The following is a 21,296-nucleotide window of genomic DNA, read 5'->3' as shown; positions in this document are numbered from 1 at the left end:
CCACGACGCGGCCCGGGTTGGCGGTGGCATTGGCCAGCCGGATGACCGGGATGGACGAGGTGTTGGTGGCCAGGATGGTCTCGGGGGAGACGATGGCGTCCAGCTTGGCGAAGAACTCGGTCTTCAGCGTCTCGATCTCGGGGGCCGCCTCGATGACCAGCTCGCGGTCGGCGAAGTCGTCGATCGAAGTGGTGAGGGTGATGCGGGCGCGGGCCTCGTCGGCCGCGGCCTGCTCGAGGCGGCCGGACTTGACCGCGCGGGCCAGGGACTTCTCGATGCGTGAGACGGCGGCGTCGGCCGCCGCGGTGTCGCGCTCGAGAACCAGGACCGACCCGCCAGCGCGGGCGGCCACCTCGGCGATGCCGGCACCCATGGTGCCGCCGCCGATCACGCCGATGCGTTGCACTTACTTCTCCTTGTACCTCGGGGAAATCGCCACCTATCTTGCTCGACCACCCGTGACCGCCTTCCGCCGGGCGGCAGCGGCAACAGCCACTGGACAGTGTGCGTGTCTCAGGCCACAGCTCCGGATCGGCGGCACTCCGGCCCGGTACTGTCCAGAGCCGTCAAACATGCTGAGCGATCATCATGGGCGATTACCCCCGAGCGAGCCCCGAGCCGACGCAGACCGGTCCGGGGCTCGATCGGTCACGTTGGGCGTCCGGCCCATCGTGCCCATTCCAGCCGTCAGCGGCTCGTGCCGAGCCAGGTACCGCCGATGTTCGACGGTGATCCAGCCGACGCCGGCGATCAGTGCGATCGCGGCCACGGCGGCCCACAGATCGGTCCAGCTGCTACCGGGCGTCATGGCCAGCGCGATGACACCGACCAGCAGCAGGGCGAAGCCGGGCCACGACACACCGTCCAGGAGAGTCGGCACCGTGGCGCCCGCGGGTGGCTCACGGACCGTTTCGGGGTGGAGATTGCGTGGTGGCATAGGGGCGCGCTCCTTCCGGTTCGTACACTGCCCTGTCCATCGGGTTCCCGATTGCGCGCTCCCGAAACAGGTTACCGTCGGCGGTGCCCCACTGTGCGCGGGCCGAAATGTGTTGTGTACGAACAGGAATCAGCAAATTCGTGTAGGCCCGCCGATTTGTGAACGCGCCGGTGCCGAGTGCGTTCCCGCTGGAGTCAGTCCCAGGTGCCGCTGTCGACGACCCAGATGCCGTGGCTGCCCTGTGTCACCGGCTGACCGACCTGCAGCGTGAGTTTGCTGCCGTCCTGATTGGTGACCACGACGCTGGTCGGACCCTCGGCGGCGGCCTGAACAGTGGCCCATCCGAATCGCTGCTGCACGAAGGCCTTTGCGACCTGGACTCGATCCAGGCGCCACGGCTGGTGCCCGCTGTCCACGCCCTGCTGCAGGTCACGGGCTTGCTGAGCGGTGAGGCCCTCGCCGGGAAACGTCTTCCCGGCCTGCGGTTCGGGGCTCGACTCCGGCTGCTTCGACGGTGCCCGAGTCGGCACGACCGGGGGCTCGGCCACCAATGACGTTGTCGGCACAGGGGTTGTTTCAGATACCGAGCCCGGGACAGCAGCCGTCGCCGCGGCGGTAGCTGTCGCCGATGGCCGGCCGGTGGGCGTGACCGTCGACGTCGTCGTGCAGCCCGCAACCACTGCCGCACAGGTGAGGACGCCGACAACGGTCACCCCCGCCCGCTGCCCCACCAGCACGAACGCGATCGACCGACGGCTGACATGTGTGCTGCGCATAGGTCTCCCCTGACCTTGAACCCGAATCACCCCGACCACGATCCACAATGGATCCGCTGCCCTGATGTCGTCCCACCGAACCCGATCGTTAACCGCCAAAATCATTCTGGCGCAGACCTTCCGAACCCCGCCGGCGATCCGCCCGAACCCGATGTGAAACATCGCCCCCCAACCGCGCGGAATTTGTTGGTGCGGTGCGCCGGATTCAGCGGTTGACTGTGGTTTCCGGTGCGATCCGCGACAGCTTCTGGGGATTGCGCACGAAGTAGAGTCCAGTGACGAGGCCGTCGTCGATCCGGACCGCCACGACTCCGTCGATCTCTCCGTCGAGTCGGATGACCAGGGCCGTCTCCTCGGTGTCGTACCCCAGAGGTAGGTTCGCCGGTATGCAGCCTGCTACCGCCATGGTCGCGGATGTCGTCGCGGCGATCACGCCCTTCGATGACCTCGAACGGCAGCACCGCGCAACCACATTGGAGTGGCTCGCGTCGACCGACGACATCTTCCGGCGTGTCAAGCCCGCCACGCCGTCACCGCACCTTGTCGCCTATGTGGTGCTGGTCGATCCCCGCGAGCGCGGGATCTTCCTCGGCCGGCATCGGATGGCGGGTCTGCACCTGCCGATGGGCGGCCACGTCGAGGCCGGCGAGCATCCACGGGAGACCGCCCGCCGCGAGGCGGGGGAGGAACTCGGCATCGACCCGGTCTTCGACCTGGTCGGAGAGCATCCGCTGTTCCTCACCCGGACAACGACAGTGGGGCAGGCGGCGGGCCATATCGATGTGTCGCTCTGGTACGTGATTCGCGGCGACCGCACCCGCGACTATCCGCTCGACCCGACCGAGTTCGACGGCGGCCAGTGGTGGGACCTCGACCCGGACGGCCTGCCCGCCACCGATCCCCACCTGCCGCGATTCATTCTGAAGCTCGACGACTGTCAGCGGGGTGCTGCGGTCACGACGGCTTGATTGCCGTCGACCCAGGTTGCGCGGAGGGCGAGTTCGTTGATGGCCCAGGATGTCGCGGTGGCCAGCAGTCCGAATCGGTAGACGCCGCCGACTACCCACAGGGGTCCTCCGGTGGTAGTCGAGCGGCGGTGCGTGGCAACCAGATTCGTGGTCACGGTGGCGCGTTCGCCGTCGATTTCGGCGAGGATGCCGGTGATGAGGTGCTGGGTGGCATCGAGGCTTTCGCCCATGTCACGCCAGCGCCGCACCAGTTCGGTCCGGCTCACCGTCTCCGCTTCGCCGCCCCACAGTGAGCTGAAGTCCAGTGTCACGGAGTCGGCGAGCAGGCTGCCGAGTCCGTTCCAATCACGGTCGTCGATCACACGGCCGTACCGGGTGACCAGCCGGCTCAGCTGGTATTCCTGTTCGAAAGACACCAGGAGAGCATCGCAGCGTCTGCTGGCAGTGCACTGGCAATCGGCGACGGCGACGGTAACGGAGTGTGTGCGGGCCCTGGTAGGGTGGCCGGATGCTCATCGAGGTCGACAGACTCTAGCCGCCTACTCGAAGGCGGCGTTGCGATCACACCTGCTGCACGGCGTTCCGAATCGGGAATGGGCCGTTGATTTCTGGTGTATGTCGGCGGCGTCGGTAATCCCATGAGCAGGAAGAGTCTGTCGACACATGTCTTCATCCATGCAAGCAGCGATCACGCTGCAGAATCTGTCATTCGAATGGCCCGACGGGACCGTCGCTCTCGCGGGGGTCGATGGTGTGTTCACCACCGGGCGTACCGGTTTGGTGGGGCGTAACGGCGCGGGGAAGTCCACGCTGCTGCGCCTGATCGCCGGCATCCTGACCCCGACCTCGGGGCGCGTGGAAACCAGCGGCGACGTGGGGTATCTCCCGCAGCACCTCACGCTCGCCCGGAACGACACCATCGCGCAATTGCTCGGTATCGCAGGCACACTCGCGGCCCTGCGGGCGATCGAAGCCGGCGACACCGAGGAGAAGCACTTCGAGACCATCGGCGACGACTGGGACATCGAAGCCCGCGCCGACGAAATGTTGCACGAAATCGGTTTCAGCGCAGCCGATCTCGACCGCAGGGTCGGCGAGATCTCCGGCGGCGAGGCCGTTCTCATCGCCGTCACCGGGCTGCGGATCAGGCGCACCCCGATCACGCTGCTCGACGAGCCCACCAACAACCTCGATCGCGAAACCCGCGCCAAGCTGGCGGAATTCGTGGATTCCTGGCCGGGCACGCTCGTCGTGGTGAGCCACGATCTGGAACTGCTGGAGCGCATGGACGCCACGGCGGAACTGCACGGCGCGACCCTGGAGGTATACGGCGGTCCCTACAGTGCGTGGCAGGAGCACGTCGAGCAGGAACAGGCCGCGGCCCAGCAGGCGGCGCGAACCGCCGAGCAGGCGTTGAAGGTCGAGAAGCGGCAGCGCATCGAGGCCGAGACCAAACTGGCCCGGCGCGAGCGCACGGCGCGTGCGACGCAGCGGGACGGCGGCATTCCACGCATCCTCGCGGGCAACCGGGCCAGCCGGGCGCAGGGCTCGGCCGGGGCCATGCGCACCACGCTCGACGCCAAAGTCCGTGCCGCCCAGGATGTCCTGGACGCCGCAGCCGCGCGGGTCCGCCGCGACGAGCACATCCATCTCGATCTGCCCGACCCCGACGTGCCGCGCAGCCGCCGCATCGCGGAACTCGGCGACGGCGACCACACCATCGTCATCCAGGGCCCGGAACGGGTCGCCCTGATCGGCCCCAATGGCGCGGGCAAGTCGACGCTGGTCGAGCACCTGCTCAGCGGCCGCCACCCGGAACGCGGCACCCTGCTCACCGACCGGGTGGGCTACCTGCCGCAACGTCTGGACAATCTCGACGAGCAGGTCGGCGCGCTCGGCAATGTGCACGCGGTGGCCACCAGCACCGCACCGGCCACGATCCGTAATCAGCTGGCCCGCTTGCTGCTTCGCGGCAGCAGTGTCGAACGCCCGGTCTCGACGCTGTCGGGCGGTGAACGCTTCCGGGTGTCGCTGGCGCGCCTGCTCCTGGCCGATCCACCGGCTCAGCTGCTGATCCTCGACGAGCCGACCAACAACCTCGATATCGCCAGCGTCGATCAACTGGTCGAGGCGCTGGCCGAGTATCGCGGCGCGATCCTGGTGGTCAGCCACGACTATCCGTTCCTGCACCGGATCGGCATCGACACCGTCGTCGAGCTCGACCATGCGGGCAACCTGCGGCAACGCGGCTCCCTGTAACCCCCTCCGGCGCCGGGCCCCACCGTGGCCCGGCACCGGAACCGGTGGTGCAACTATGGATTCCGCGACCCTTGTTCAGGACGCCGAGTCCCCAGCGGCCTGCACCTGCGAATGTTGTTGATCGCGATAGGTTTCCAGCACTCGCAGCCAGATTTCACTGATCGTGGGGTACGCGGGCACCGCGTGCCAGAGCCGGTCGATGGGGACCTCGCCGGTGATGGCGATGGTCGCCGAATGCAGGAGCTCGGCCACCCCGCCCCCGGCGAACGTCGCCCCGACGAGCACCCCGCGCTCGGGATCGACGAGAACCCGCGCCCGGCCGCGATAGTCCGGATCGTATTGCACCGCACCGGCAACCCGGCCGAGGTCGTAGTCGACGATGTCGACGGCCCGGCCCTGGCGCGCGGCCTCCGCGGCGGTGAGCCCGACCGCCGCTACCTCCGGTTCGGTGAACACCACCTGCGGCACGGCGACCAGATCGGCGGTGCCCGAATGCCGTCCGAACGGACCCGTCTCGAGCGTGCGGCCGCGGGCCCGGTCGGCGATCACCGCGCCCGCGATGCGCGCCTGATACTTGCCCTGATGGGTGAGCAGCGCCCGATGATTGACATCGCCTGCGGCGTACAGCCATTCGCCGTCGACGGCGGTCACCGTGTAGGTGTCGTCGGTGGCCAGCCACGCGCCCGGGTCCAGTCCGATGGTGTCGAGGCCGATGTCCGCGGTGCGCGGCGCGCGACCGGTCGCGAACAGCAGTTCATCCGCGACGATCCGCGCGCCGTCGTCGAGAGTGAGATGGATGCTGTCATCGGGCCCACCCGCCCGCTCGGCCGTCGCGATGGTCCGCCCGAACCGCAGGTCCACGCCCGCCGCCCGGAGCCGGTCGGCAACCAGGTCGGCCGCGAAGGGTTCCATCCGGTCCAGCAGGCGCGCACCCCGCGCGATCAGCGTGACCTGCGAGCCGAGTGCCCGCCAGGCCGTGGCCATTTCGGTCGCCACCACCCCGGCGCCCACGATGGCCAGCCGCCCCGGAACCTCGGACGCGCTGGTGGCCTCCCGGCTCGTCCACGGCCGCAGCGCATCCAGTCCAGGCAGCGGCGGCAGTGCCGCGCGGCTGCCGGTGCAGATCGCGACCGCGTGCCGGGCCTGCAATCGCACCGTGTCGCCGTCGGGGGTCTGCACCGTCACCTGCCGCACTCCGTCGAGCCGGCCGTGGCCGCGCAGGAGCGAGATACCGGCCTTGTCGAGCCATTCGACCTGACCGTGGTCGTTCCAGTCGGAGGCCATGCGGTCGCGGTGCTCCAGCACCGCGCGGGTATCGAGCGGCCCGGTGACCGCGGCGCCGACCCCGGGGAAGCGCACTGCCTCGCCGTACAGCAGGGCCGGGCGCAGCAGCGCCTTACTGGGCTGGCAAGCCCAGTAGGAGCATTCGCCGCCGACCAGCTCCGACTCGACGATGATCGTGTCGAGCCCGGCCGCGGCGGTGCGGTCGGCGACATTCTCGCCGACCGGTCCGGCCCCGATGACAATGACGTCGCAAGTCTGGGTGTTCACACCGGACATGGTGTGCCCTCGCGCTCCGCGCTCGGCAGCCGGGGGCCCGCCCGGTCCCGGAGAGGCGGTCGTAATGTCAGCTCGGCCGGCGCAGCGGCAGCCCGGCCGCCTGATAAACGGCATCGATGACGCTCATGTTCGCGGCGGCTTCGGCGGGCGTGGTGAGGATCGGCTCGCCCCGCAGCACCGCCCCGGCGAAGGCGTCGAGCTGATAGTCGTACGACGCGCGCCGCCCGAATTGCCGCAGGCTGCGGCCATTCTCGGTGCTCAGCCACAGCACGTGCCCCAGCTGCGGCGCCACCGGATTGAGCAGCCGCATCCGGCCGCGATCGCCGATCACCGTGGCGCTGATCCGGACCAGATCCGACGACCACATGGAGCAGCGGATGCGGCCGGTGTGCCCGGAGGGGAAGCGCAGCTCCGCGGTCATGGCGCGGTCGATGCGCGGATCGCGCAATTTCGCCTGCGCCGTAACCACTTCGGGCTGCTCGCCGCCGAAGGTCCGGGCCATGTGCACGGCATAGCTGCCCGCGTCCATCAGCGCCCCGCCCGCGAGGTCGTAGTTGTAGCGGATATCGGAGAACTTGGGCAGGGGGAAGCACAGCGCGGTCTCCACCCGCCGCAGCGTCCCCAATTCACCTGAGGCAATGATCTTCTCGGCCGCCAGCGTCAGCGGGTGATACCGGTAGTGGAACGCCTCCATCACCACTCGATCCGATGTTCCGGCCAGCGTGGCGATCTCCCGTGCCTCTCCGGCATCGGCGGTGAACGGCTTCTCGCACAGCACATGCTTGCCGGCCTCGACCGCGGCGCGGATCCACCGCCCGTGCAGGCCGTTCGGCAGTGGGATGTACACCGCGTCCAGGTCGTCCGCCCCGACCAGCGCCTCGTAGCTGCCGTAGACCTGTCCGATCCCGTACTTGCGGGCGAACTCCTCCGCCCGTCCCCGGTCCCGTGCCGCGACCGCGGCCACCACAACTTCCGGATTTCGCCCGGCCGGGCCGATCAGCGCCATCGGCGCGATATTCGCCGCCCCGAGAATCCCGATCCGAAGCTGCGTGCCATCGCTCATCCGCCGACCCTAACAGTCTGCCCGCTTCCCGAATACCCGTGCTTCCCAGCGGTTTTACCGCCGAGCCGCGAGAGCCATGGTGTAGCACCGTGATTGGGAGGATCGGCCGGGCCGGGCTTGGTTATGGTAGCCAAATGGTTTTGGGGGCCAAGGAGTTTGCCGAGGATCTCTCCGGGCAGCGCGACATCACCCGGATCGGTCGCCGGAGCACCGAACCCCGTGTGACCGATCGGATGCTGGTCGGCGGGCTCATCCTCATGGTGGCCGCGCTGCTGTGGCACGTCTTCGCCATACCCATCGGCAATCCGTACTACGGCCTGTTCAACAACGGCCTTGATCTGGACGTGTATCAGGCGGGCGGAGCGGCCCTGCGGAATCGGGCGGGGCTCTACGACGGGCCCGTCGTGTTCGGCATGGAGTTCACCTACACCCCGTTCGCGGCCTTGGTCTTCGTTCCGCTCACGATCATCTCCCTGGTCACCGCCGAGGCGCTGTGGTCGGCCGCGACCATACTGGCCCTGATCGCGCTGACCGGGTGCTGCCTGCGCACGCTGAAATACCCGAATACGGTGCGCACCTGGATGTTCGCGCTGGTGCTGGCGGTGATCTGCACGGTGCTCGAACCGGTGCGCTCCACGATCTGGCTCGGTCAGATCAATGTCTTCCTGGTCCTGCTCATCGTCTGGGACCTCACCCGCCCGCCCGCGGCCCGGCTGCGCGGTCTCGGAGTCGGCACCGCCGCCGGGATCAAACTGACACCCGCGTTCTTCCTCGTCTATCTCGCTTGCACCCGGCAATGGCGGACATTGGGTGTGGCGGCCGGGGCGTTCGCCGCGACCATCGCCCTCGGCTTCCTCGCCCGGCCCGGCGACGCGTACTCGTACTGGCGCGGACAGGTCACCGCGGCCGGCCGGGTCGGGGCGGTCGATTCGCCGGGCAACCAGTCCGTCAACGGTCTGCTCGCGCAGCTGCTGCGGTTCTTCGACGTCGAGCGCTACGCGTCGAATGCGTTCGGGGCGACCGTGTTCCAGCCGCCCACCTGGATGTGGCTGCTCGCGCTGCTCCCGGTCGTGGCCCTCGGGCTCACCGCCGCGACCCTTGCCCATCGCGCCCACCAGGAGCTGCTGGCGATCACGGTCACCGGGACGACCGCCGCGTGCGCGTCACCGTTCTCGTGGGGCCACCACTGGGTGTGGTTCGTGCCCTTGCTGATTCTCGCCTGGCATCACGCCCGTACCGCCGCTACCCGCTGGACCTGGCTTGCCCCGGTCGTCGTCGTCCTGGTCGCCTTCAGCTGGTGGTGGACCTTCTCCGACCGGCCGCCCATGGAGGATTCGCCGCACCCCATCGGAATCGGCCTGTTCATGATGCCGCGCGCCGACAACTCGGTGTGGTTCGCCTACATCACGGTGCCCACTTACGCGGGCTGCTATGTCCTGCTCCACATCCTGACGAGCGGCTATGTCATCAGGCGTACGACCAGCCGCGTACCGAGTCGACTGCGATCCGAATGATCGGCCCCGCGGGCGGATCTGCTTGGTACTGCGGATATTTGGCGATCAGCCAGCCGAGCGGCAGCTCACGGTCCACCGTGTCGTCGAGGATGTCGGCGGTGCCGTCGAGACGCGTCCACCACAGCCGGGTCCAGTCCTCGTCGTAGTGATCGGCGAGGAGGGAAACGCGAGGGTTGGCGGCGATATTGCGGAGCCGGCGGAGATCGGTGGTGGTCTTCGGTTTGTTGTCGATCGCGATCACCACCAGCAGCGGCGAATCGGCGGGGGAGACCGCGAAGGTGACGGGAACCAGGTGTGGCACGCCGGTGGTATCGGCGGTGGCCAGCCGGGCCACCCGGGCGGCGCGGAACCTGGACAGAGCCGTGGCATCATCCGATCGCACGAGATCGACGGTAGACCGCCGGTCGTGGTGCGCCACCGCCGGACCGGTGGTCACCGGCGGGTGGACAGCCCGTCCAGCACGATGCGCAGCGTGCGCTGCCATTGATCCGGGGCGGCCCGCAGGCCGACGGTGTGATCGGCGGTGCCGACCCCGGCCAGCGCGAAAGCCACGTCCTCCCAGGTGATATCGGCCCGCATCGAGCCGTTCTGCTGTGCCCTGCCGACCAATTCGCGCAGCCGGTCGCGCAGCTCGCCGATGCAGCGGTCCACCTCGCCGCTGCCCGCGCCGCCCAGTGCATCGTTGACCCCGCAGCTCTCCGCCCGCAAACCCACGTACGCGGCGGCGAATTCGGTGAATCCCTGCCACGGGTCCGGCTGGGCGAGGGCGCGGTCGGCGGCCGCGATGCCCTCGTCGAGGACCTCCTCCAGCACCGCCGTCAGCAGTGCGTCGAGCGAGGGCACCCGCCGATAGAAGGTCCCCTTGCCCACCCCGGCCCGCTGCGCGATCTCCTGCGCGGTGACCGCCACCCCGACCTCCGCCACCGCCGCCCGCGCGGCCGTGACCAGCCGTTCGAGATTGCGGCGGGCATCGGCGCGGGGAGTCGGCGCGGCATCCCGGGCCAGCAGGCGATCGACGGCGGTCATGGCAGCACTCTAGCAAAAGTGGACTTTCCGGGTCCGCTTGTCTACCGTCCAAAACGGACGCATCGAGTCCGCTTGATGAAGGAGTGAGTGATGTCGGATCGCATCCGAGTGGGAATCATCGGCGCGAACCCGGACCGGGGCTGGGCCACCCGCGCCCACATCCCGGCCCTGCGGGCCCTGTCGGACTACGAGCTGACCGCGGTCGGCACCAGCCGCCGCGAGAGCGCCGAGCGCGCCGCCCACCTGTTCGGCGCGGAGCATGCCTTCACCGACGCGCGCGAACTGGCCGAGCATCCCGATGTCGACCTGGTCGTCATCATCGTGAAGGTCCCGGCGCACGCCGAACTGATCCGCGCCGCGCTGGCAGCGGGCAAGCACGTCTACTCCGAATGGCCGCTCACCCGGACCACCGCCGAAGCCGAGGCCATCGTGGCCGCGGCCGTCGACGTTCCCGGACTGCACGTCGTCGGACTGCAGGCCGGGCTCGCCCCCGCCGTCCAGCGTGCGCGAACCTTGATGGTCAACAGCCGCTACGTGGGCAAGGTGGTTTCGGTCACGGTCTACGCGGCCCGCGGCAAGGGCGCGGGCGGCCGCATCCCGCAGTGGGCGGCCTACACCCTGGACCGCGACAGCGGCGCGGGAATGCTGGAGGTCGCGGGCGGCCACACCCTCGCGACGATCGAATCCCTGGCCGGCCCGCTCACCGAGGTCTCGGCCGAGCTCGCGATCCGCCACCCGCTCGCCATCATCGACGAGACCGGCGAGCGGGTATCGGTCACCAGCCCGGACCACCTACTGCTGACCGGCCGCACCGACACCGGCATACCGGTATCGGCCCACATCCACGACGGCAAGGTCACCGACGGCCGCACCCGCATCGAAATCTCCGGCACCGACGGCGATCTGGTGATTGTCAGCGACGGCCCTTCGGGAGCGGGCGGCATCCAGATGTGCGACCTGCGCCTGCTGGGATCCAACGGCCCGGACGGCGTGTGGCAGGACCTGACCCCCGAGGAGGCCGGGCCCTTCGCGACGCTGCCGATCGAATCCCGCAATGTGGCAAGGCTTTACGACCGTCTGGCGGGCGACCTCCGCCGCAACCTCCACCTGGTCCCGTCCTTCGGGACCGGCCTGCACGTGCATCGCGTCCTGGACGCGATCCGGCGCAGCGCCGACTCCGGCAGGCGCGAGACGGTCGAAGCCTGATCAGGACACGAACGCGCCCATGGTCGGCTGCCATTCGACGATGCGCTTGTCGGTCAGCAGGCCCTCGCGGTTGAACGGGTCGTTCTCGAACAGCGTGGTCACCGCCTCCAGGTCGTCGGCCTGGACCAGGATCAGCGCGCCCGACCCGTCCGGGTACGGACCGCTGGTGAGCACGGTGCCCGCGTCGACCAGGCTGTTCAGCCAGGCCCGGTGATCGGGCCGGTGGATGTCGCGGCCGGGGACGGTGGCCTCGGAGTAGACGTAGTGGACGGCGAAGACGGCCATGGGCTCTCGCTCCTGATCGAAGTCGGTACGGATACGGAGAAGGTCAGAGCGTCAACAGCATTCGGGTATTCCCGAGCGTGTTCGGCTTGACGTAGGACAGATCCAGGAACTCGGCGACACCGGTGTCGTAGGACCGGCACATCTCGGCGTACACCTCGGCGGTCACCGGTGTGCCCTCGATCTCCGCGAACCCGTGCCGGGCGAAGAAATCCACCTCGAAGGTCAGCACGAACACCCGCTTCAGCTCCAGCTCGCGCGCGACCGCGATGAGCTGCTCCACGATCAGCCGCCCCGCACCCGTGCCCTTGATGTCCGGGTGCACCGCGACCGTGCGTACCTCGCCGAGGTCGGCCCACAGCACGTGCAGCGCGCCGCAGCCGAGGATCTGGCCGTCGCGCTCGGCCACCCAGAATTCCTGGACCGCCTCGTACAGCGTCACCAGGTTCTTCTCGAGCAGGATCCGGCCGGCGTAGATGTCGATGAGGCTCTTGATCTCGGGCACGTCAGAGGTTCGCGCTCGGCGGACGATCGGCGCTATCGCCGCATGCCCGCCGATCGAACCACTGTCAGGTGCCCGTGTTGTCATGGGGTGCACAGTAGTCGGCCCGCGTACCGATAGGCTTGTCGGTGTGTCGCACATCCAGCTCTCCCACATACCGGCATGGTCCGGAAACCATGGCCGGTCTCTCGGCCGGTGGGGGCGCTGGTGACCGTGCAACGTGACGAGTTGGAGGGTCGCTGGACCGATGCCGGTCCCGCGGCGCGTCCGGGATTCGCCCCCGTGCCCCGTCCGGAGGCGGCGGCGGAACCGCCGGCCGTGCCACTGCTGAACATCGCCAATGTGCTGACGGTGCTGCGCATCCTGATCGTGCCGCTGTTTCTGCTGGCGCTGTTCGCCCACGGCGGGCACGACACCGAGTGGCGCTGGATCGCGGCCGGACTGTTCGGCGTCGCCGCCATCACCGACCGCATCGACGGGCAACTGGCTCGCAAATACGGCCTGGTCACCGACTTCGGCAAGCTGGCCGACCCGATCGCGGACAAGGCGCTCATCGGGGCCGCGCTCGTCGGATTGTCGATGCTGCACGATCTGCCCTGGTGGATCACGATCGTCATCGTGGCCCGCGAGCTGGGCGTGACCCTGCTGCGGCTGGCCGTGGTCCGGCGCGGGGTGATTCCCGCGGGCCGGGGCGGCAAGCTCAAGACGCTGGTGCAGTCCGTCGCCATTGCCGTGCTGTTGCTGCCGCTCTCCGGCGGATTCGCTTCGGCCGGAATGGACTTGATGTATGCGGCCGTCGTGCTGACGGTCGTCACCGGTCTCGACTACGTCGTGCAAGCGGCCCGCCTCTGGTTCGGGTCGCCGGGCGGCAGCCGTGCGGCGTGACGTGCGGCCCGACGTCGAGACCGCGCTGTCCCGCGTAGCCACCGCTCCGCCCATTCCGCCCGACCCGCTCGTCGCCTCGGCGCCCGCCGCCGAGCTGGTGGCCGCGCTCGCCGCCGCCGGCCAGACCGTCGCCACCGCGGAATCGCTGACCGCGGGACTGCTCAGCGCCACCATCGCGGGAATTCCGGGCGCCAGCACGGTGTTGCGGGGTGGACTGATCGTCTACGCCACCGACCTCAAGCAGTCGCTCGCCGGTGTGAGTGCCGACACCCTGGCCGCCGACGGACCGGTAGCCGCGACCACCGCCGAACAGCTCGCCGTCGGGGCCCGTCACCGCTGCGGAGCGGACTGGGGAATCGGACTCACCGGAGTCGCCGGACCCGAACCACAGGACGGGCGACCGGTCGGCACGGTATTCCTTGGTATAGCGGGTCCGGAGTCCACCGAGGTACTTCGGTTGAAGTTGTCGGGGGACCGGTGGACGATCAGGGTGGGCGCGGTTCGCGCCGCGGTCACCGAGCTCGTCCGCATCGTCAGGGACGAGTGACGAGGCCGGGAACGCGCGGCCGACGCCGGACGTTGTCCAGTCAAACGCTGGGTCCGGCGAGACGAGTGTGAGGAGAACGAGATGACGCTGCTGCGAGAAGCCATCGGGGAAAGCCTGCGGCGCGCTCGGGTTGCCCAGAGCCGGACGCTGCGCGAGGTCTCCACCTCCGCGCGCGTGAGTCTGGGGTACCTGTCGGAGGTCGAGCGCGGCCGCAAGGAGGCGTCCAGCGAACTGCTGGCCGCCATCTGCCAGGCGCTGGACGTGCCACTGGCGCAGGTGCTCTTCGACGTGAGTTCCACCATGGCCGACGCCGACAAGGCCACCGCGCTGGCCGCCGACAAGGCCACCGCGGGTGTGGGAGCCGGCAAAGTGCCCGCCAAAGCCGGGCTCGCCAAGGTGGCCGCGAAGGTTACCCCGCGGGGTGGCGACGGCGACGTTGCCCTGGCCGCGGATGGAACTTTCGGCCCCCGCATTGTGATTCCGGCCCCGAAGTCGGATCGTCTGGTGCTGGTGGCTGCCAAGTGATCACTGTGCTGTGGAGCCGAAAGGGATAAATTCTCTGTAGGCTTCGTGCCGGAGGCGTCGCGCTGTTGCCGAAATCTCCGGAACGGCCGTTGCACAGTGGAGATAGGGACAACAGGGGTGCGCGACGGTCGCGCACTACTGTCGCGCTACGGGGCGCGGCACGTCATATGGAGGCGGGATCAATCGATGGCTAATCCGTTCGTGAAGGCCTGGAAGTACATGATGGCCCTCTTCGATTCGAAGATCGAGGAGCATGCGGATCCGAAGGTTCAGATCCAGCAGGCCATCGAGGAAGCCCAGCGCCAGCATCAGGCCCTGTCGCAGCAGGCCGCGTCGGTGATCGGCAACCAGCGGCAGCTGGAGATGAAGCTCAACCGCCAGCTGGACGAGGTCGAGAAGCTCAATGCCAATGCGCGCCAGGCGGTTATGCTGGCCGACCAGGCCAGCGGTGCCGGTGACACCGAGAAGGCCATCCAATACACCAATGCCGCTGAGGCTTTCGCCGCCCAGCTGGTGACCGCCGAACAGTCCGTCGAGGACCTGAAGGTGCTGCACGACCAGTCGCTGCAGGCCGCCGCGCAGGCCAAGAAGGCGGTCGAGCAGAACGCCATGCTGCTGCAGCAGAAGGTCGCCGAGCGCACCAAGCTGCTCTCGCAGCTGGAGCAGGCCAAGATGCAGGAGCAGGTCTCGGCCTCGCTGCAGCAGATGGACTCCACCCTGTCGGCCCCCGGCGCCGTCCCCAGCCTGGACGCGGTGCGCGAGAAGATCGAACGCCGCTACGCCAACGCGCTCGGCGCCGCCGAGCTGGCGGGCAACTCGGTCCAGGGCCGCATGCTCGAGGTCCAGCAGGCCAGCGTCCAGATGGCGGGCCACAACCGCCTCGAGCAGATTCGCGCCTCCATGCGCGGCGACTCGCTGCCTGCCGGTGGCACCCAGCAGCAGATCCCGCAGGGCCAGCCCGCGCAGCCGGCCGCCCAGCCCAATTTCAACAAGGGCCAGGCCGCCCAGCAGTAACTGCTGCGCGAAAGGTAGTGCACGATGGGGAGATCGCGGGCCGACAAGAGTCCCGCGACCTCCCCTGCCCGTTTTCTGCGCCGTACCCGCACCAGAACCGCCGACCCCATCCCGGGTTTCCCCTCCCCGTTCCCGCCGCCCGCAACCGCGCAGCCTCCGGCGCAGCCCGAAACCGCCGGGCCTGAAACGGCTTCCACACCGGCAGCGAATATTTCCTCAGCGCCGGAGCACCGCTCGCCCCATCCGGCCGGGTTCACTGGCCACTCGGCATCCGCTGCGCCGGAGCCATCCACGCCGCCGCGAATCGACCGCGGATCGCCACTGGGCGCTGGTCAAGCGCCGCGTGAATCCACGGTGCAGCCACCGGTTCATTCGCAACCCGTGTCCGGACGTGGCGCCCGCGCCGGTGACCCCGCCGGTACTGCGGGTGGCGACCGGCGGAAACGGGCGCGGCGCGAGCGGGCCACCGAGGCGGTGCGAGAAGTGTTGGCGCCCACCGGGTTCGAGCCCGAGGAGTTGGCGCAGCGGCTGCCGGATACGTTGCGGGGGGTGGGGGAGCAGGCGCTGGTGGCCGTGCGGAGGTGGGCGGATCCGCGGGAGCGTGAGCTGCGGAAGCGGCGCCGGGCACGGCGTCGGAGTTTCCGGCTGGGAACAGCTTCGGGGTTGACGACGGCCGGAACCGTTGGACTGGTGCTGATTTCGGCGCCGGCCTGGGCGGTGGTCGTAGTCGGTGGTGGTGCGGTCGCGCTGGTCACCGGGACCGCGGTGACGGCCCGGCGGTATCTGGAGATGCGCCGGGAGCCGCTGCCGCAGGCCGCTTTCGTGCCTCGGAAGCTGCCGCCGATCCGGTCCGCGGCGCGAGCGTCGATCGCCCGATTGGTCCGGGCCGAGCGGGCGCTGCACGGGCTGCACTCGCAGATCGCACGGACGGGCCGGCTTCCCGAGGACGATCTCAACGACACCCTGGAAACAGCCGCGTCCGGGGCCGCCGCACTGCACGCGCTGGCACAGGATGTGGTCGCCATGGAGCAGGCCGCCGGTGCGCTCGGCGCGAGTTCGCCACTGGGCGAGCACGTCCGGGCTGTTTCCACCCGCCTTGACGGCGGAGTCGTCGAATACGAGGGCATGGTCGCGGCCGCGGCCCGGGTGCTGGCGGTCCCCGAGAGCGCGGCCATCGCCGACGATCTCGGCTGGGCCATGCTCGGCCTGCGCGACGCCGCCGACCGCCTCGACGGCTGGGCCCAGGCCCTCACCGATCTGGCCGACCAGCGCTTCCGCGCCCATCCCTGACCTGCCCGCAGCGCTGTGAACCGGGCTTTCCCGGGGCGTGGCTCGGGCTGTTGCAGGTCGGCGGGCTGCGGCCCCGGCGAACGCGGCCTGCCGCCTCGGCCGGGGGACTCGGGGAGAACCCTGATCTGTCCCGGATTTCGCTGCTGACCTGGTGATTTTCTCAGGCGGGCGACGCAGTATGGATGGTGTCGGATCGCGCGGCCGGCGGTTCGGAGACTAGGGAGGTCAGTAATGTTCTGGAAGATTCTCGGCGTCGTCGTCCTCGTATGGATCGCCTTCGCGGTGCTCGGGTGGCTGATCAAGGCACTGTTCCCGATTCTGCTGGTGAGCGCCATCGTCTTCGGTCTGTACATGCTGTACAAGGCGGTGTCGGGCTCGAAGGACAAGTCGCCGCTGAGCAAGTTCTGATCGGTCGAAACTTTCGGACCGTCCAGCCCCGGTAGCGGGGACGGGCGGTCCTTTTTTCGTATGATCGCGGGATGGCTACTGCTGTCGTTGCCACCGCTTACGGTGGACCGGAAGTCTTGTCGCTGGTCGAGGTCGAGGTGCCCGAGCCGGGGCCGGGTGAGGTCAGCATCGCGGTGCGGGCCGCCGGGGTGAATCCTTTCGACTACAAGCTCTACAGCGGTGCGTTCGGCACCGATCCCAGCAAATTGCCCATCCGGCTGGGCCTGGAGGTGGCCGGAGTGGTCACCGCGGTGGGTCCCGACGCCGAGGGGCCGGCCGGGCCGATCTCGGTCGGCGACGAGGTGATCGCGACGGTGGGCGGCGGCTACGCCACCGCCGTCACCGGGCCGGCCGCCCGGGTCGTGCCCAAACCCGCCGATGTGGACTGGAAGCATGCGGCCGGTGTGCTCAGTGTCGGCGGGACCGCGGTGCATCTGCTCGCGGCGACCGGCGTCGGGCCCGGGGACACCGTGCTGATCCACGGTGCCGCGGGCAGTGTCGGCGCGCTGGCCGTGCAATTGGCGGTGGCGCGGGGCGCGCGGGTGATCGGCACGGCCTCGCCGAGCCGGCATGAACGCTTGCGCGCCTACGGCGTCGAGCCGGTCGCGTACGGCCCGGGACTGGCTGATCGCGTCAAGGCCTTGGCCCCCAACGGAATCGATGTTGCCCTCGACACGGTGGGCACCGAGGAGGCGATCGACGTCTCCTTGGAACTGGTGGCCGACCGGAGCCGGATCGCGACCATCGTGGCGTTCGATCGGGCGGCCGCGGAGGGGTTCAAGGCCCTCGGCATGGGTCCCGGGGCCGATCCGGGCACCGAGATCCGCGGCAATGCCTGGCGTGAGTTGTTGCCGCTCTTGTCCACGGGCAAGCTGGATCTGGCGATCGCCAAGACGTTCCCGCTGTCGGAGGCGGCCGCGGCGCACGAGCTCGTCATAGAGGGGCACGCGGGTGGAAAGGTCATCCTGCTGCCCTGAACCGGGCCGCATCGATTTGGCCAAACGTCCTATATGAGTGACTCACACGGCATATGTTGTTGCCCACAACATATGCCGTGTGTGCGGTTGCAACCCAGTGACCGCCGCGTGAAAGGTCACCCTGATGAGGACGAAAAGCGCGCTCCCGCCGACGAAGTCCGGACGCCGACGGGGTTACGCCGCCGCCGCGCTCGCACTGTCCGGCCTGCTCACCCTCACCGCCTGCGGATCCAATTCCAGCAGCACGACCTCCTCGTCGAGTGCGCCATCGGGCGGCGGCGCCAATGGGACGGTCGGGGTCATCCTCCCCGAGACCGCCACCTCGGCCCGCTGGGAATCCTTCGACAAGCCGCTACTGCAGAAAGCCTTGAACGAGGCCGGATTCGACGCCGACGTGCAGAACGCGCAGGGCGATGTCCAGAAATTCTCCACCCTGGCCGACGGCATGATCGCCAAGGGCGTCAAGGTGCTGCTCATCGCCTCCATCAACAGCGAGGTGGGCAGCGCGGTCGCGGCCAAGGCCAAGCAGGCCGGCATCCCGACCATCGACTACGACCGCCTCAACCTCGGCGGATCCTCCGACTACTACGTGTCTTTCGACAATGTGAAGGTCGGCGCCCTGCAGGGCCAGGGGCTGGCCACCGCGCTGAAGGACAAGCCGGGCGCGCAGGTCGTCGAGATCGAGGGCGCGCCGACCGACAACAACGCGACCCTGTTCCACCAGGGCCAGGAGCAGGTGCTCCAGCCCCTGTACGACTCGGGCGCGCTGAAACTGGTACGCAGCCAAGCCATCGACGACTGGAACAACCAGAAGGGTGGCACCACCTTCGAGCAGATCCTGACCGGCGCAAACGGCAAGGTCGACGGCGTGGTCGCCGCCAATGACGGCCTGGCCGGTGCGGTGATCACGGTGCTGAAGAAGAACGGCCTCAACGGCAAGGTGCCGGTGACCGGTCAGGACGCCACCGTGGACGGCCTCAAGGCGGTGCTGCGCGGGGACCAGTACATGACCGTGTTCAAGCCCATCAAGGAGGAGGCCGAGAACGCCGCGAAACTCGCTGTGGCCCTGGCCAAGGGTGACAAGGCGGCCGCGGATGCCCTGGCGCAGGGCGTGAGTCAGGATCCCAAGGGCAAGCGGGACGTGAAATCGGTGCTGCTGCAACCGCAGTTGATCACCAGGGCAGAGGTCAAGCAGGTGGTGGACTCGGGCTTCGTGAAGGCCTCCGACGTCTGCTCGGGCGACGTGAAGTCCGCCTGCACCGAACTTGGCATCGCCTGAGGATCGAGAGACATGAGTGAGCCGCTGCTCCAGATCACCGGCCTGAACAAGAGTTTCGGACCGGTGCACGTGCTGCACGACGTGGACCTCACCGTGCCGGCGGGAGAGGTCACCGCACTCGTCGGCGACAATGGCGCGGGCAAATCCACGCTGGTGAAATGTGTTGCCGGAATCCACGCCGCCGACTCCGGCGAGGTGCGATTCCGTGGCGAACCCGTACACCTGCGTGGCGCCAAGGATGCGGCGGCGCTCGGCATCGAGGTCGTCTACCAGGACCTGGCCCTGGCCGACAACCTCGACATCGTGGCCAATATGTTCCTCGGCCGGGAGCGCGGCAAGCCGTGGCTGCTGGACGAGGCGAGCATGGAGGAGGCGGCGCGGCGCACCCTGGCCTCGTTGGGGGTGCGCACCGTGAAATCGGTGCGCACCCCGGTCGCAGCCCTGTCCGGTGGGCAACGCCAGACCGTGGCCATCGCGAAAGCCGTGCTGTGGAACAGCAATCTGGTGCTGCTCGACGAACCCACCGCGGCGCTCGGGGTGGCGCAGACCCGGCAGGTGCTGGATCTGGTGCGGCGGCTGGCCGAACAGGGGCTGGGGGTGGTGCTGATCAGCCACAACCTGGCCGACGTGTTCGAGGTCGCCGATCGGATCGCGGTGCTGTACCTGGGCCGGATGGCCGCGCAGGTGCGGACCGCCGATGTCACCACCGGCCAGGTGGTGGAGTTGATCACCGCCGGGCGTTCCGGCGATCTGGGCTTGGCGCGGCCGGAAGCCGCGGTGCTGTGAGGAAGCCACTGCTATGACCAATGTTTCGGAATCGGCGACGGCCGAACCGGGTACCGCCATCACCGACTTCGGGATCGACACCACGACCCGGTCGACGCGAGAAGCCGTGCGCGACTACGCGGCCCGGCTGCGCGCCGGGGATATCGGATCCCTGCCCGCGATCCTGGGCCTGATCGCGCTGGTGGTGTTGTTCTCGCTGATGTCGGATGTGTTCTTCTCGCTCAACAATATTGCGAACCTGCTGGCGCAGGGGGCGGGGCAGACCATCATTGCCATCGGGATCGTGTTCGTGCTGCTGATCGGCGAGATCGATCTGTCGGCGGGCACGGCGTCCGGGGTGGCGGGGGCGGTGCTGGCCATGCACTACGTCGACAACGGGAACCTGTTGACCGGCATGGGATCCACGGTGTTCTTCGTGTTCAACGCCATGCTGGTGCTGGCCGCGATCCTGGCGGGGCTGCTGCGGATCTGGCCCGGGGTGGCGTTCTCGGTGCTGGGGATCGTGCTGACGGTCATCGGGTTTCAGGCGAATCCGTGGATCGAGATGCTGCTCGCGGTGTGTGTGGGCGCGGCCATCGGGTGCATCACCGGGTTCCTGATCGCGAAGATCGGGATGCCGTCGTTCGTGGTGACGCTGGCGCTGTTCCTGGCGTGGCAGGGGGTGATCCTGCAGCTCATCGGCGAGGGCGGGGTGCTGGGGATCAATTCCTCGCACGTGCTCAATGCGGTGGCGAACGGAAATCTGTCCACGGTCGGGAGCTGGGTGCTGTGCGTGGTGGCGGCCGGTGGCTATGCGGCGGTCACGCTGGGCGGGCATCTGCGGCGCCGGCGTCGCGGGCTGGTCACGTCGCCGACGCCGCTGGTGGTCGCGAAAGTGGTGGCGCTCAGCGGGTTCGCGATCGCGGTGACGGCGCTGCTCACCGTGAATCGTTCACCCAGCAAGCTGATCGTGATCTCCGGTGTGCCGTACGTGGTTCCGATCGTTCTCGTGCTGCTGGTCGCGGGGACCTATGTGCTGACCCGCACCACCTACGGCCGTCACATCTATGCCGTCGGCGGGAACCTGGAGGCGGCCCGGCGCGCGGGCATCAACGTAACCCAGTTGCGGGCAAGCGTTTTCGTCATCTGCTCGGCCTGTGCGGCGATCGGCGCCATCGTCTACTCCTCGAAGGTCGGCTCGGTCGATCCGCAGGCGGGCGGGCTCAACACCCTGCTGTTCGCGGTCGGCGCGGCCGTGATCGGCGGCACCTCCCTGTTCGGCGGCCGGGGCCGGGTGGCCGACGCGGTGATCGGCGGCGCGGTGCTGGCCGTCGTGTCGAACGGACTGGGCCTGCTGCGGCAGCCCGCGGCGGTCGTGTCCATCGTGACCGGGCTGGTGCTGCTGCTCGCCGCCACCGTCGACGCGCTCTCGAGACGCCGCGTGGCGATAACGGGCCGTTGAGCCGCGCAATGG

24 protein-coding genes and 1 pseudogene are annotated in these 21,296 nt (G+C 68.9%); 14 read left to right on the top strand and 11 right to left on the bottom strand.

Going from position 1 to position 21,296, the window contains the following annotated elements; all coding sequences use genetic code 11:
- The 4 genes and pseudogenes from ACWEQQ_RS25810 to ACWEQQ_RS25795 all read right to left on the bottom strand — a co-directional run.
- Nucleotides 1-406: FAD-dependent oxidoreductase (locus ACWEQQ_RS25810; protein ID WP_452349990.1), on the bottom strand; the 406-nt coding region annotated here is incomplete at its 3' end.
- Nucleotides 407-586: 180 nt separating this feature from the next.
- On the bottom strand, nt 587-937 hold the full coding sequence (locus ACWEQQ_RS25805) for a hypothetical protein (RefSeq protein WP_452349989.1): 351 nt from the start codon (nt 935-937) through the stop codon (nt 587-589).
- A gap of 194 nt (nt 938-1,131) precedes the next feature.
- Entirely contained in the window at nt 1,132-1,467 is a 336-nt protein-coding gene (locus ACWEQQ_RS25800) for a hypothetical protein (RefSeq protein ID WP_452349988.1), read from the bottom strand.
- A gap of 451 nt (nt 1,468-1,918) precedes the next feature.
- Nucleotides 1,919-2,059: pseudogene (locus ACWEQQ_RS25795) on the bottom strand (RNA polymerase subunit sigma-24); the annotation flags it as partial.
- Nucleotides 2,060-2,099: 40 nt separating this feature from the next.
- Here ACWEQQ_RS25795 and ACWEQQ_RS25790 point away from each other — a divergent pair.
- Nucleotides 2,100-2,681 (top strand): NUDIX domain-containing protein, encoded by a 582-nt coding sequence (locus ACWEQQ_RS25790; protein ID WP_452349987.1) that lies wholly within the window; start codon nt 2,100-2,102, stop codon nt 2,679-2,681.
- Here ACWEQQ_RS25790 and ACWEQQ_RS25785 read toward each other — a convergent pair.
- Nucleotides 2,651-3,097 carry a nuclear transport factor 2 family protein gene (locus ACWEQQ_RS25785; protein WP_452349986.1) on the bottom strand — a complete coding sequence of 149 codons (447 nt, stop codon included), beginning with the start codon at nt 3,095-3,097 and terminating at the stop codon, nt 2,651-2,653. The genes ACWEQQ_RS25790 and ACWEQQ_RS25785 overlap by 31 nt on opposite strands.
- Before the next feature lie 247 nt (nt 3,098-3,344).
- Between ACWEQQ_RS25785 and ACWEQQ_RS25780 the strand changes: the two genes are divergently transcribed.
- Nucleotides 3,345-4,940, top strand: coding sequence for an ABC-F family ATP-binding cassette domain-containing protein (locus ACWEQQ_RS25780; RefSeq protein ID WP_452349985.1), 1,596 nt, complete (start codon nt 3,345-3,347; stop codon nt 4,938-4,940).
- Nucleotides 4,941-5,015: 75 nt separating this feature from the next.
- Here ACWEQQ_RS25780 and ACWEQQ_RS25775 read toward each other — a convergent pair whose 3' ends face one another.
- Together ACWEQQ_RS25775 and ACWEQQ_RS25770 are read right to left on the bottom strand one after the other, a co-directional pair.
- Nucleotides 5,016-6,500, bottom strand: coding sequence for a dihydrolipoyl dehydrogenase family protein (locus ACWEQQ_RS25775; RefSeq protein ID WP_452349984.1), 1,485 nt, complete (start codon nt 6,498-6,500; stop codon nt 5,016-5,018).
- Nucleotides 6,501-6,567: 67 nt separating this feature from the next.
- The gene (locus ACWEQQ_RS25770) at nt 6,568-7,563 is read right to left on the bottom strand and encodes a Gfo/Idh/MocA family protein (protein ID WP_452349983.1); all 996 of its coding nucleotides are present in this window, start codon (nt 7,561-7,563) and stop codon (nt 6,568-6,570) included.
- Between the two features lie 134 nt (nt 7,564-7,697).
- Between ACWEQQ_RS25770 and ACWEQQ_RS25765 the strand changes: the two genes are divergently transcribed.
- On the top strand, nt 7,698-9,077 hold the full coding sequence (locus ACWEQQ_RS25765; protein WP_452349982.1) for a glycosyltransferase 87 family protein: 1,380 nt from the start codon (nt 7,698-7,700) through the stop codon (nt 9,075-9,077).
- Here ACWEQQ_RS25765 and ACWEQQ_RS25760 read toward each other — a convergent pair.
- Nucleotides 9,031-9,459, bottom strand: coding sequence for a TIGR03668 family PPOX class F420-dependent oxidoreductase (locus ACWEQQ_RS25760; RefSeq protein ID WP_452340419.1), 429 nt, complete (start codon nt 9,457-9,459; stop codon nt 9,031-9,033). The two genes, ACWEQQ_RS25765 and ACWEQQ_RS25760, sit on opposite strands and share 47 nt — an antisense overlap.
- 50 nt (nt 9,460-9,509) lie before the next feature.
- Complete coding sequence (locus ACWEQQ_RS25755; RefSeq protein WP_452340418.1) at nt 9,510-10,103, bottom strand: TetR/AcrR family transcriptional regulator; 594 nt, start codon at nt 10,101-10,103, stop codon at nt 9,510-9,512.
- Between the two features lie 90 nt (nt 10,104-10,193).
- Between ACWEQQ_RS25755 and ACWEQQ_RS25750 the strand changes: the two genes are divergently transcribed.
- Nucleotides 10,194-11,309 (top strand): Gfo/Idh/MocA family protein, encoded by a 1,116-nt coding sequence (locus ACWEQQ_RS25750; protein WP_452349981.1) that lies wholly within the window; start codon nt 10,194-10,196, stop codon nt 11,307-11,309.
- Here the strand turns inward: ACWEQQ_RS25750 and ACWEQQ_RS25745 are convergent, their stop codons facing one another.
- Together ACWEQQ_RS25745 and ACWEQQ_RS25740 are read right to left on the bottom strand one after the other, a co-directional pair.
- Nucleotides 11,310-11,594, bottom strand: a complete 285-nt coding sequence (locus tag ACWEQQ_RS25745) for a YciI family protein (protein WP_354839554.1) — start codon at nt 11,592-11,594, stop codon at nt 11,310-11,312. It abuts the gene before it with no gap.
- Between the two features lie 43 nt (nt 11,595-11,637).
- Nucleotides 11,638-12,180 (bottom strand): amino-acid N-acetyltransferase, encoded by a 543-nt coding sequence (locus ACWEQQ_RS25740; protein WP_452340416.1) that lies wholly within the window; start codon nt 12,178-12,180, stop codon nt 11,638-11,640.
- Nucleotides 12,181-12,300: 120 nt separating this feature from the next.
- On the opposite strand from ACWEQQ_RS25740, the gene pgsA reads away from it, so the two are divergent.
- The 10 genes from pgsA (at nt 12,301) to ACWEQQ_RS25690 (ending at nt 21,284) form a co-directional block, all read left to right on the top strand.
- Complete coding sequence (gene pgsA, locus ACWEQQ_RS25735) at nt 12,301-12,978, top strand: CDP-diacylglycerol--glycerol-3-phosphate 3-phosphatidyltransferase (protein WP_452340415.1); 678 nt, start codon at nt 12,301-12,303, stop codon at nt 12,976-12,978.
- 52 nt (nt 12,979-13,030) lie between these two features.
- Nucleotides 13,031-13,525, top strand: a complete 495-nt coding sequence (locus ACWEQQ_RS25730; protein ID WP_452340540.1) for a CinA family protein — start codon at nt 13,031-13,033, stop codon at nt 13,523-13,525.
- 81 nt (nt 13,526-13,606) lie between these two features.
- A complete protein-coding gene (locus ACWEQQ_RS25725; protein ID WP_354839560.1) occupies nt 13,607-14,050 on the top strand; it encodes a helix-turn-helix domain-containing protein in 444 nt (147 codons plus the stop codon).
- Nucleotides 14,051-14,236: 186 nt separating this feature from the next.
- The gene (pspA, locus tag ACWEQQ_RS25720) at nt 14,237-15,064 is read left to right on the top strand and encodes a phage shock protein PspA (RefSeq protein ID WP_354839563.1); all 828 of its coding nucleotides are present in this window, start codon (nt 14,237-14,239) and stop codon (nt 15,062-15,064) included.
- A gap of 381 nt (nt 15,065-15,445) precedes the next feature.
- Nucleotides 15,446-16,354: a phage shock envelope stress response protein PspM gene (gene pspM / locus ACWEQQ_RS25715; RefSeq protein WP_452349980.1), complete on the top strand. Its 909-nt coding sequence runs from the start codon at nt 15,446-15,448 to the stop codon at nt 16,352-16,354.
- A 231-nt stretch (nt 16,355-16,585) separates the two neighbouring features.
- Nucleotides 16,586-16,762, top strand: coding sequence for a hypothetical protein (locus ACWEQQ_RS25710; protein WP_354839568.1), 177 nt, complete (start codon nt 16,586-16,588; stop codon nt 16,760-16,762).
- Between the two features lie 71 nt (nt 16,763-16,833).
- Complete coding sequence (locus ACWEQQ_RS25705) at nt 16,834-17,778, top strand: quinone oxidoreductase family protein (protein WP_452349979.1); 945 nt, start codon at nt 16,834-16,836, stop codon at nt 17,776-17,778.
- A 124-nt stretch (nt 17,779-17,902) separates the two neighbouring features.
- On the top strand, nt 17,903-19,057 hold the full coding sequence (locus ACWEQQ_RS25700) for a sugar ABC transporter substrate-binding protein (protein WP_379428320.1): 1,155 nt from the start codon (nt 17,903-17,905) through the stop codon (nt 19,055-19,057).
- A 12-nt stretch (nt 19,058-19,069) separates the two neighbouring features.
- A complete protein-coding gene (locus tag ACWEQQ_RS25695) occupies nt 19,070-19,843 on the top strand; it encodes an ATP-binding cassette domain-containing protein (protein WP_040859440.1) in 774 nt (257 codons plus the stop codon).
- Between the two features lie 13 nt (nt 19,844-19,856).
- Nucleotides 19,857-21,284, top strand: coding sequence for a sugar ABC transporter permease (locus ACWEQQ_RS25690; RefSeq protein WP_452340411.1), 1,428 nt, complete (start codon nt 19,857-19,859; stop codon nt 21,282-21,284).
- Nucleotides 21,285-21,296: the final 12 nt, after the last annotated feature.

It is taken from the genome of Nocardia sp. NPDC004123 (assembly GCF_053603795.1).
The sequence above is the reverse complement of the archived record's forward strand: the minus strand, read 5'-3'. Positions and strand labels throughout refer to the sequence as shown.

What these genes read in the sequence shown, in the direction of transcription:
- ACWEQQ_RS25805 (WP_452349989.1), bottom strand. Translation starts at nt 937, where the DNA reads ATGCCACCACGCAATCTCCACCCCGAAACGGTCCGTGAGCCACCCGCG.
- ACWEQQ_RS25790 (WP_452349987.1), top strand. Translation starts at nt 2,100, where the DNA reads ATGCAGCCTGCTACCGCCATGGTCGCGGATGTCGTCGCGGCGATCACG.
- ACWEQQ_RS25780 (WP_452349985.1), top strand. Translation starts at nt 3,345, where the DNA reads ATGTCTTCATCCATGCAAGCAGCGATCACGCTGCAGAATCTGTCATTC.
- ACWEQQ_RS25775 (WP_452349984.1), bottom strand. Translation starts at nt 6,500, where the DNA reads ATGTCCGGTGTGAACACCCAGACTTGCGACGTCATTGTCATCGGGGCC.
- ACWEQQ_RS25770 (WP_452349983.1), bottom strand. Translation starts at nt 7,563, where the DNA reads ATGAGCGATGGCACGCAGCTTCGGATCGGGATTCTCGGGGCGGCGAAT.
- ACWEQQ_RS25765 (WP_452349982.1), top strand. Translation starts at nt 7,698, where the DNA reads ATGGTTTTGGGGGCCAAGGAGTTTGCCGAGGATCTCTCCGGGCAGCGC.
- ACWEQQ_RS25755 (WP_452340418.1), bottom strand. Translation starts at nt 10,103, where the DNA reads ATGACCGCCGTCGATCGCCTGCTGGCCCGGGATGCCGCGCCGACTCCC.
- ACWEQQ_RS25750 (WP_452349981.1), top strand. Translation starts at nt 10,194, where the DNA reads ATGTCGGATCGCATCCGAGTGGGAATCATCGGCGCGAACCCGGACCGG.
- ACWEQQ_RS25745 (WP_354839554.1), bottom strand. Translation starts at nt 11,594, where the DNA reads ATGGCCGTCTTCGCCGTCCACTACGTCTACTCCGAGGCCACCGTCCCC.
- ACWEQQ_RS25740 (WP_452340416.1), bottom strand. Translation starts at nt 12,180, where the DNA reads ATGACAACACGGGCACCTGACAGTGGTTCGATCGGCGGGCATGCGGCG.
- ACWEQQ_RS25725 (WP_354839560.1), top strand. Translation starts at nt 13,607, where the DNA reads ATGACGCTGCTGCGAGAAGCCATCGGGGAAAGCCTGCGGCGCGCTCGG.
- pspA (WP_354839563.1), top strand. Translation starts at nt 14,237, where the DNA reads ATGGCTAATCCGTTCGTGAAGGCCTGGAAGTACATGATGGCCCTCTTC.
- ACWEQQ_RS25710 (WP_354839568.1), top strand. Translation starts at nt 16,586, where the DNA reads ATGTTCTGGAAGATTCTCGGCGTCGTCGTCCTCGTATGGATCGCCTTC.
- ACWEQQ_RS25705 (WP_452349979.1), top strand. Translation starts at nt 16,834, where the DNA reads ATGGCTACTGCTGTCGTTGCCACCGCTTACGGTGGACCGGAAGTCTTG.
- ACWEQQ_RS25700 (WP_379428320.1), top strand. Translation starts at nt 17,903, where the DNA reads ATGAGGACGAAAAGCGCGCTCCCGCCGACGAAGTCCGGACGCCGACGG.
- ACWEQQ_RS25695 (WP_040859440.1), top strand. Translation starts at nt 19,070, where the DNA reads ATGAGTGAGCCGCTGCTCCAGATCACCGGCCTGAACAAGAGTTTCGGA.
- ACWEQQ_RS25690 (WP_452340411.1), top strand. Translation starts at nt 19,857, where the DNA reads ATGACCAATGTTTCGGAATCGGCGACGGCCGAACCGGGTACCGCCATC.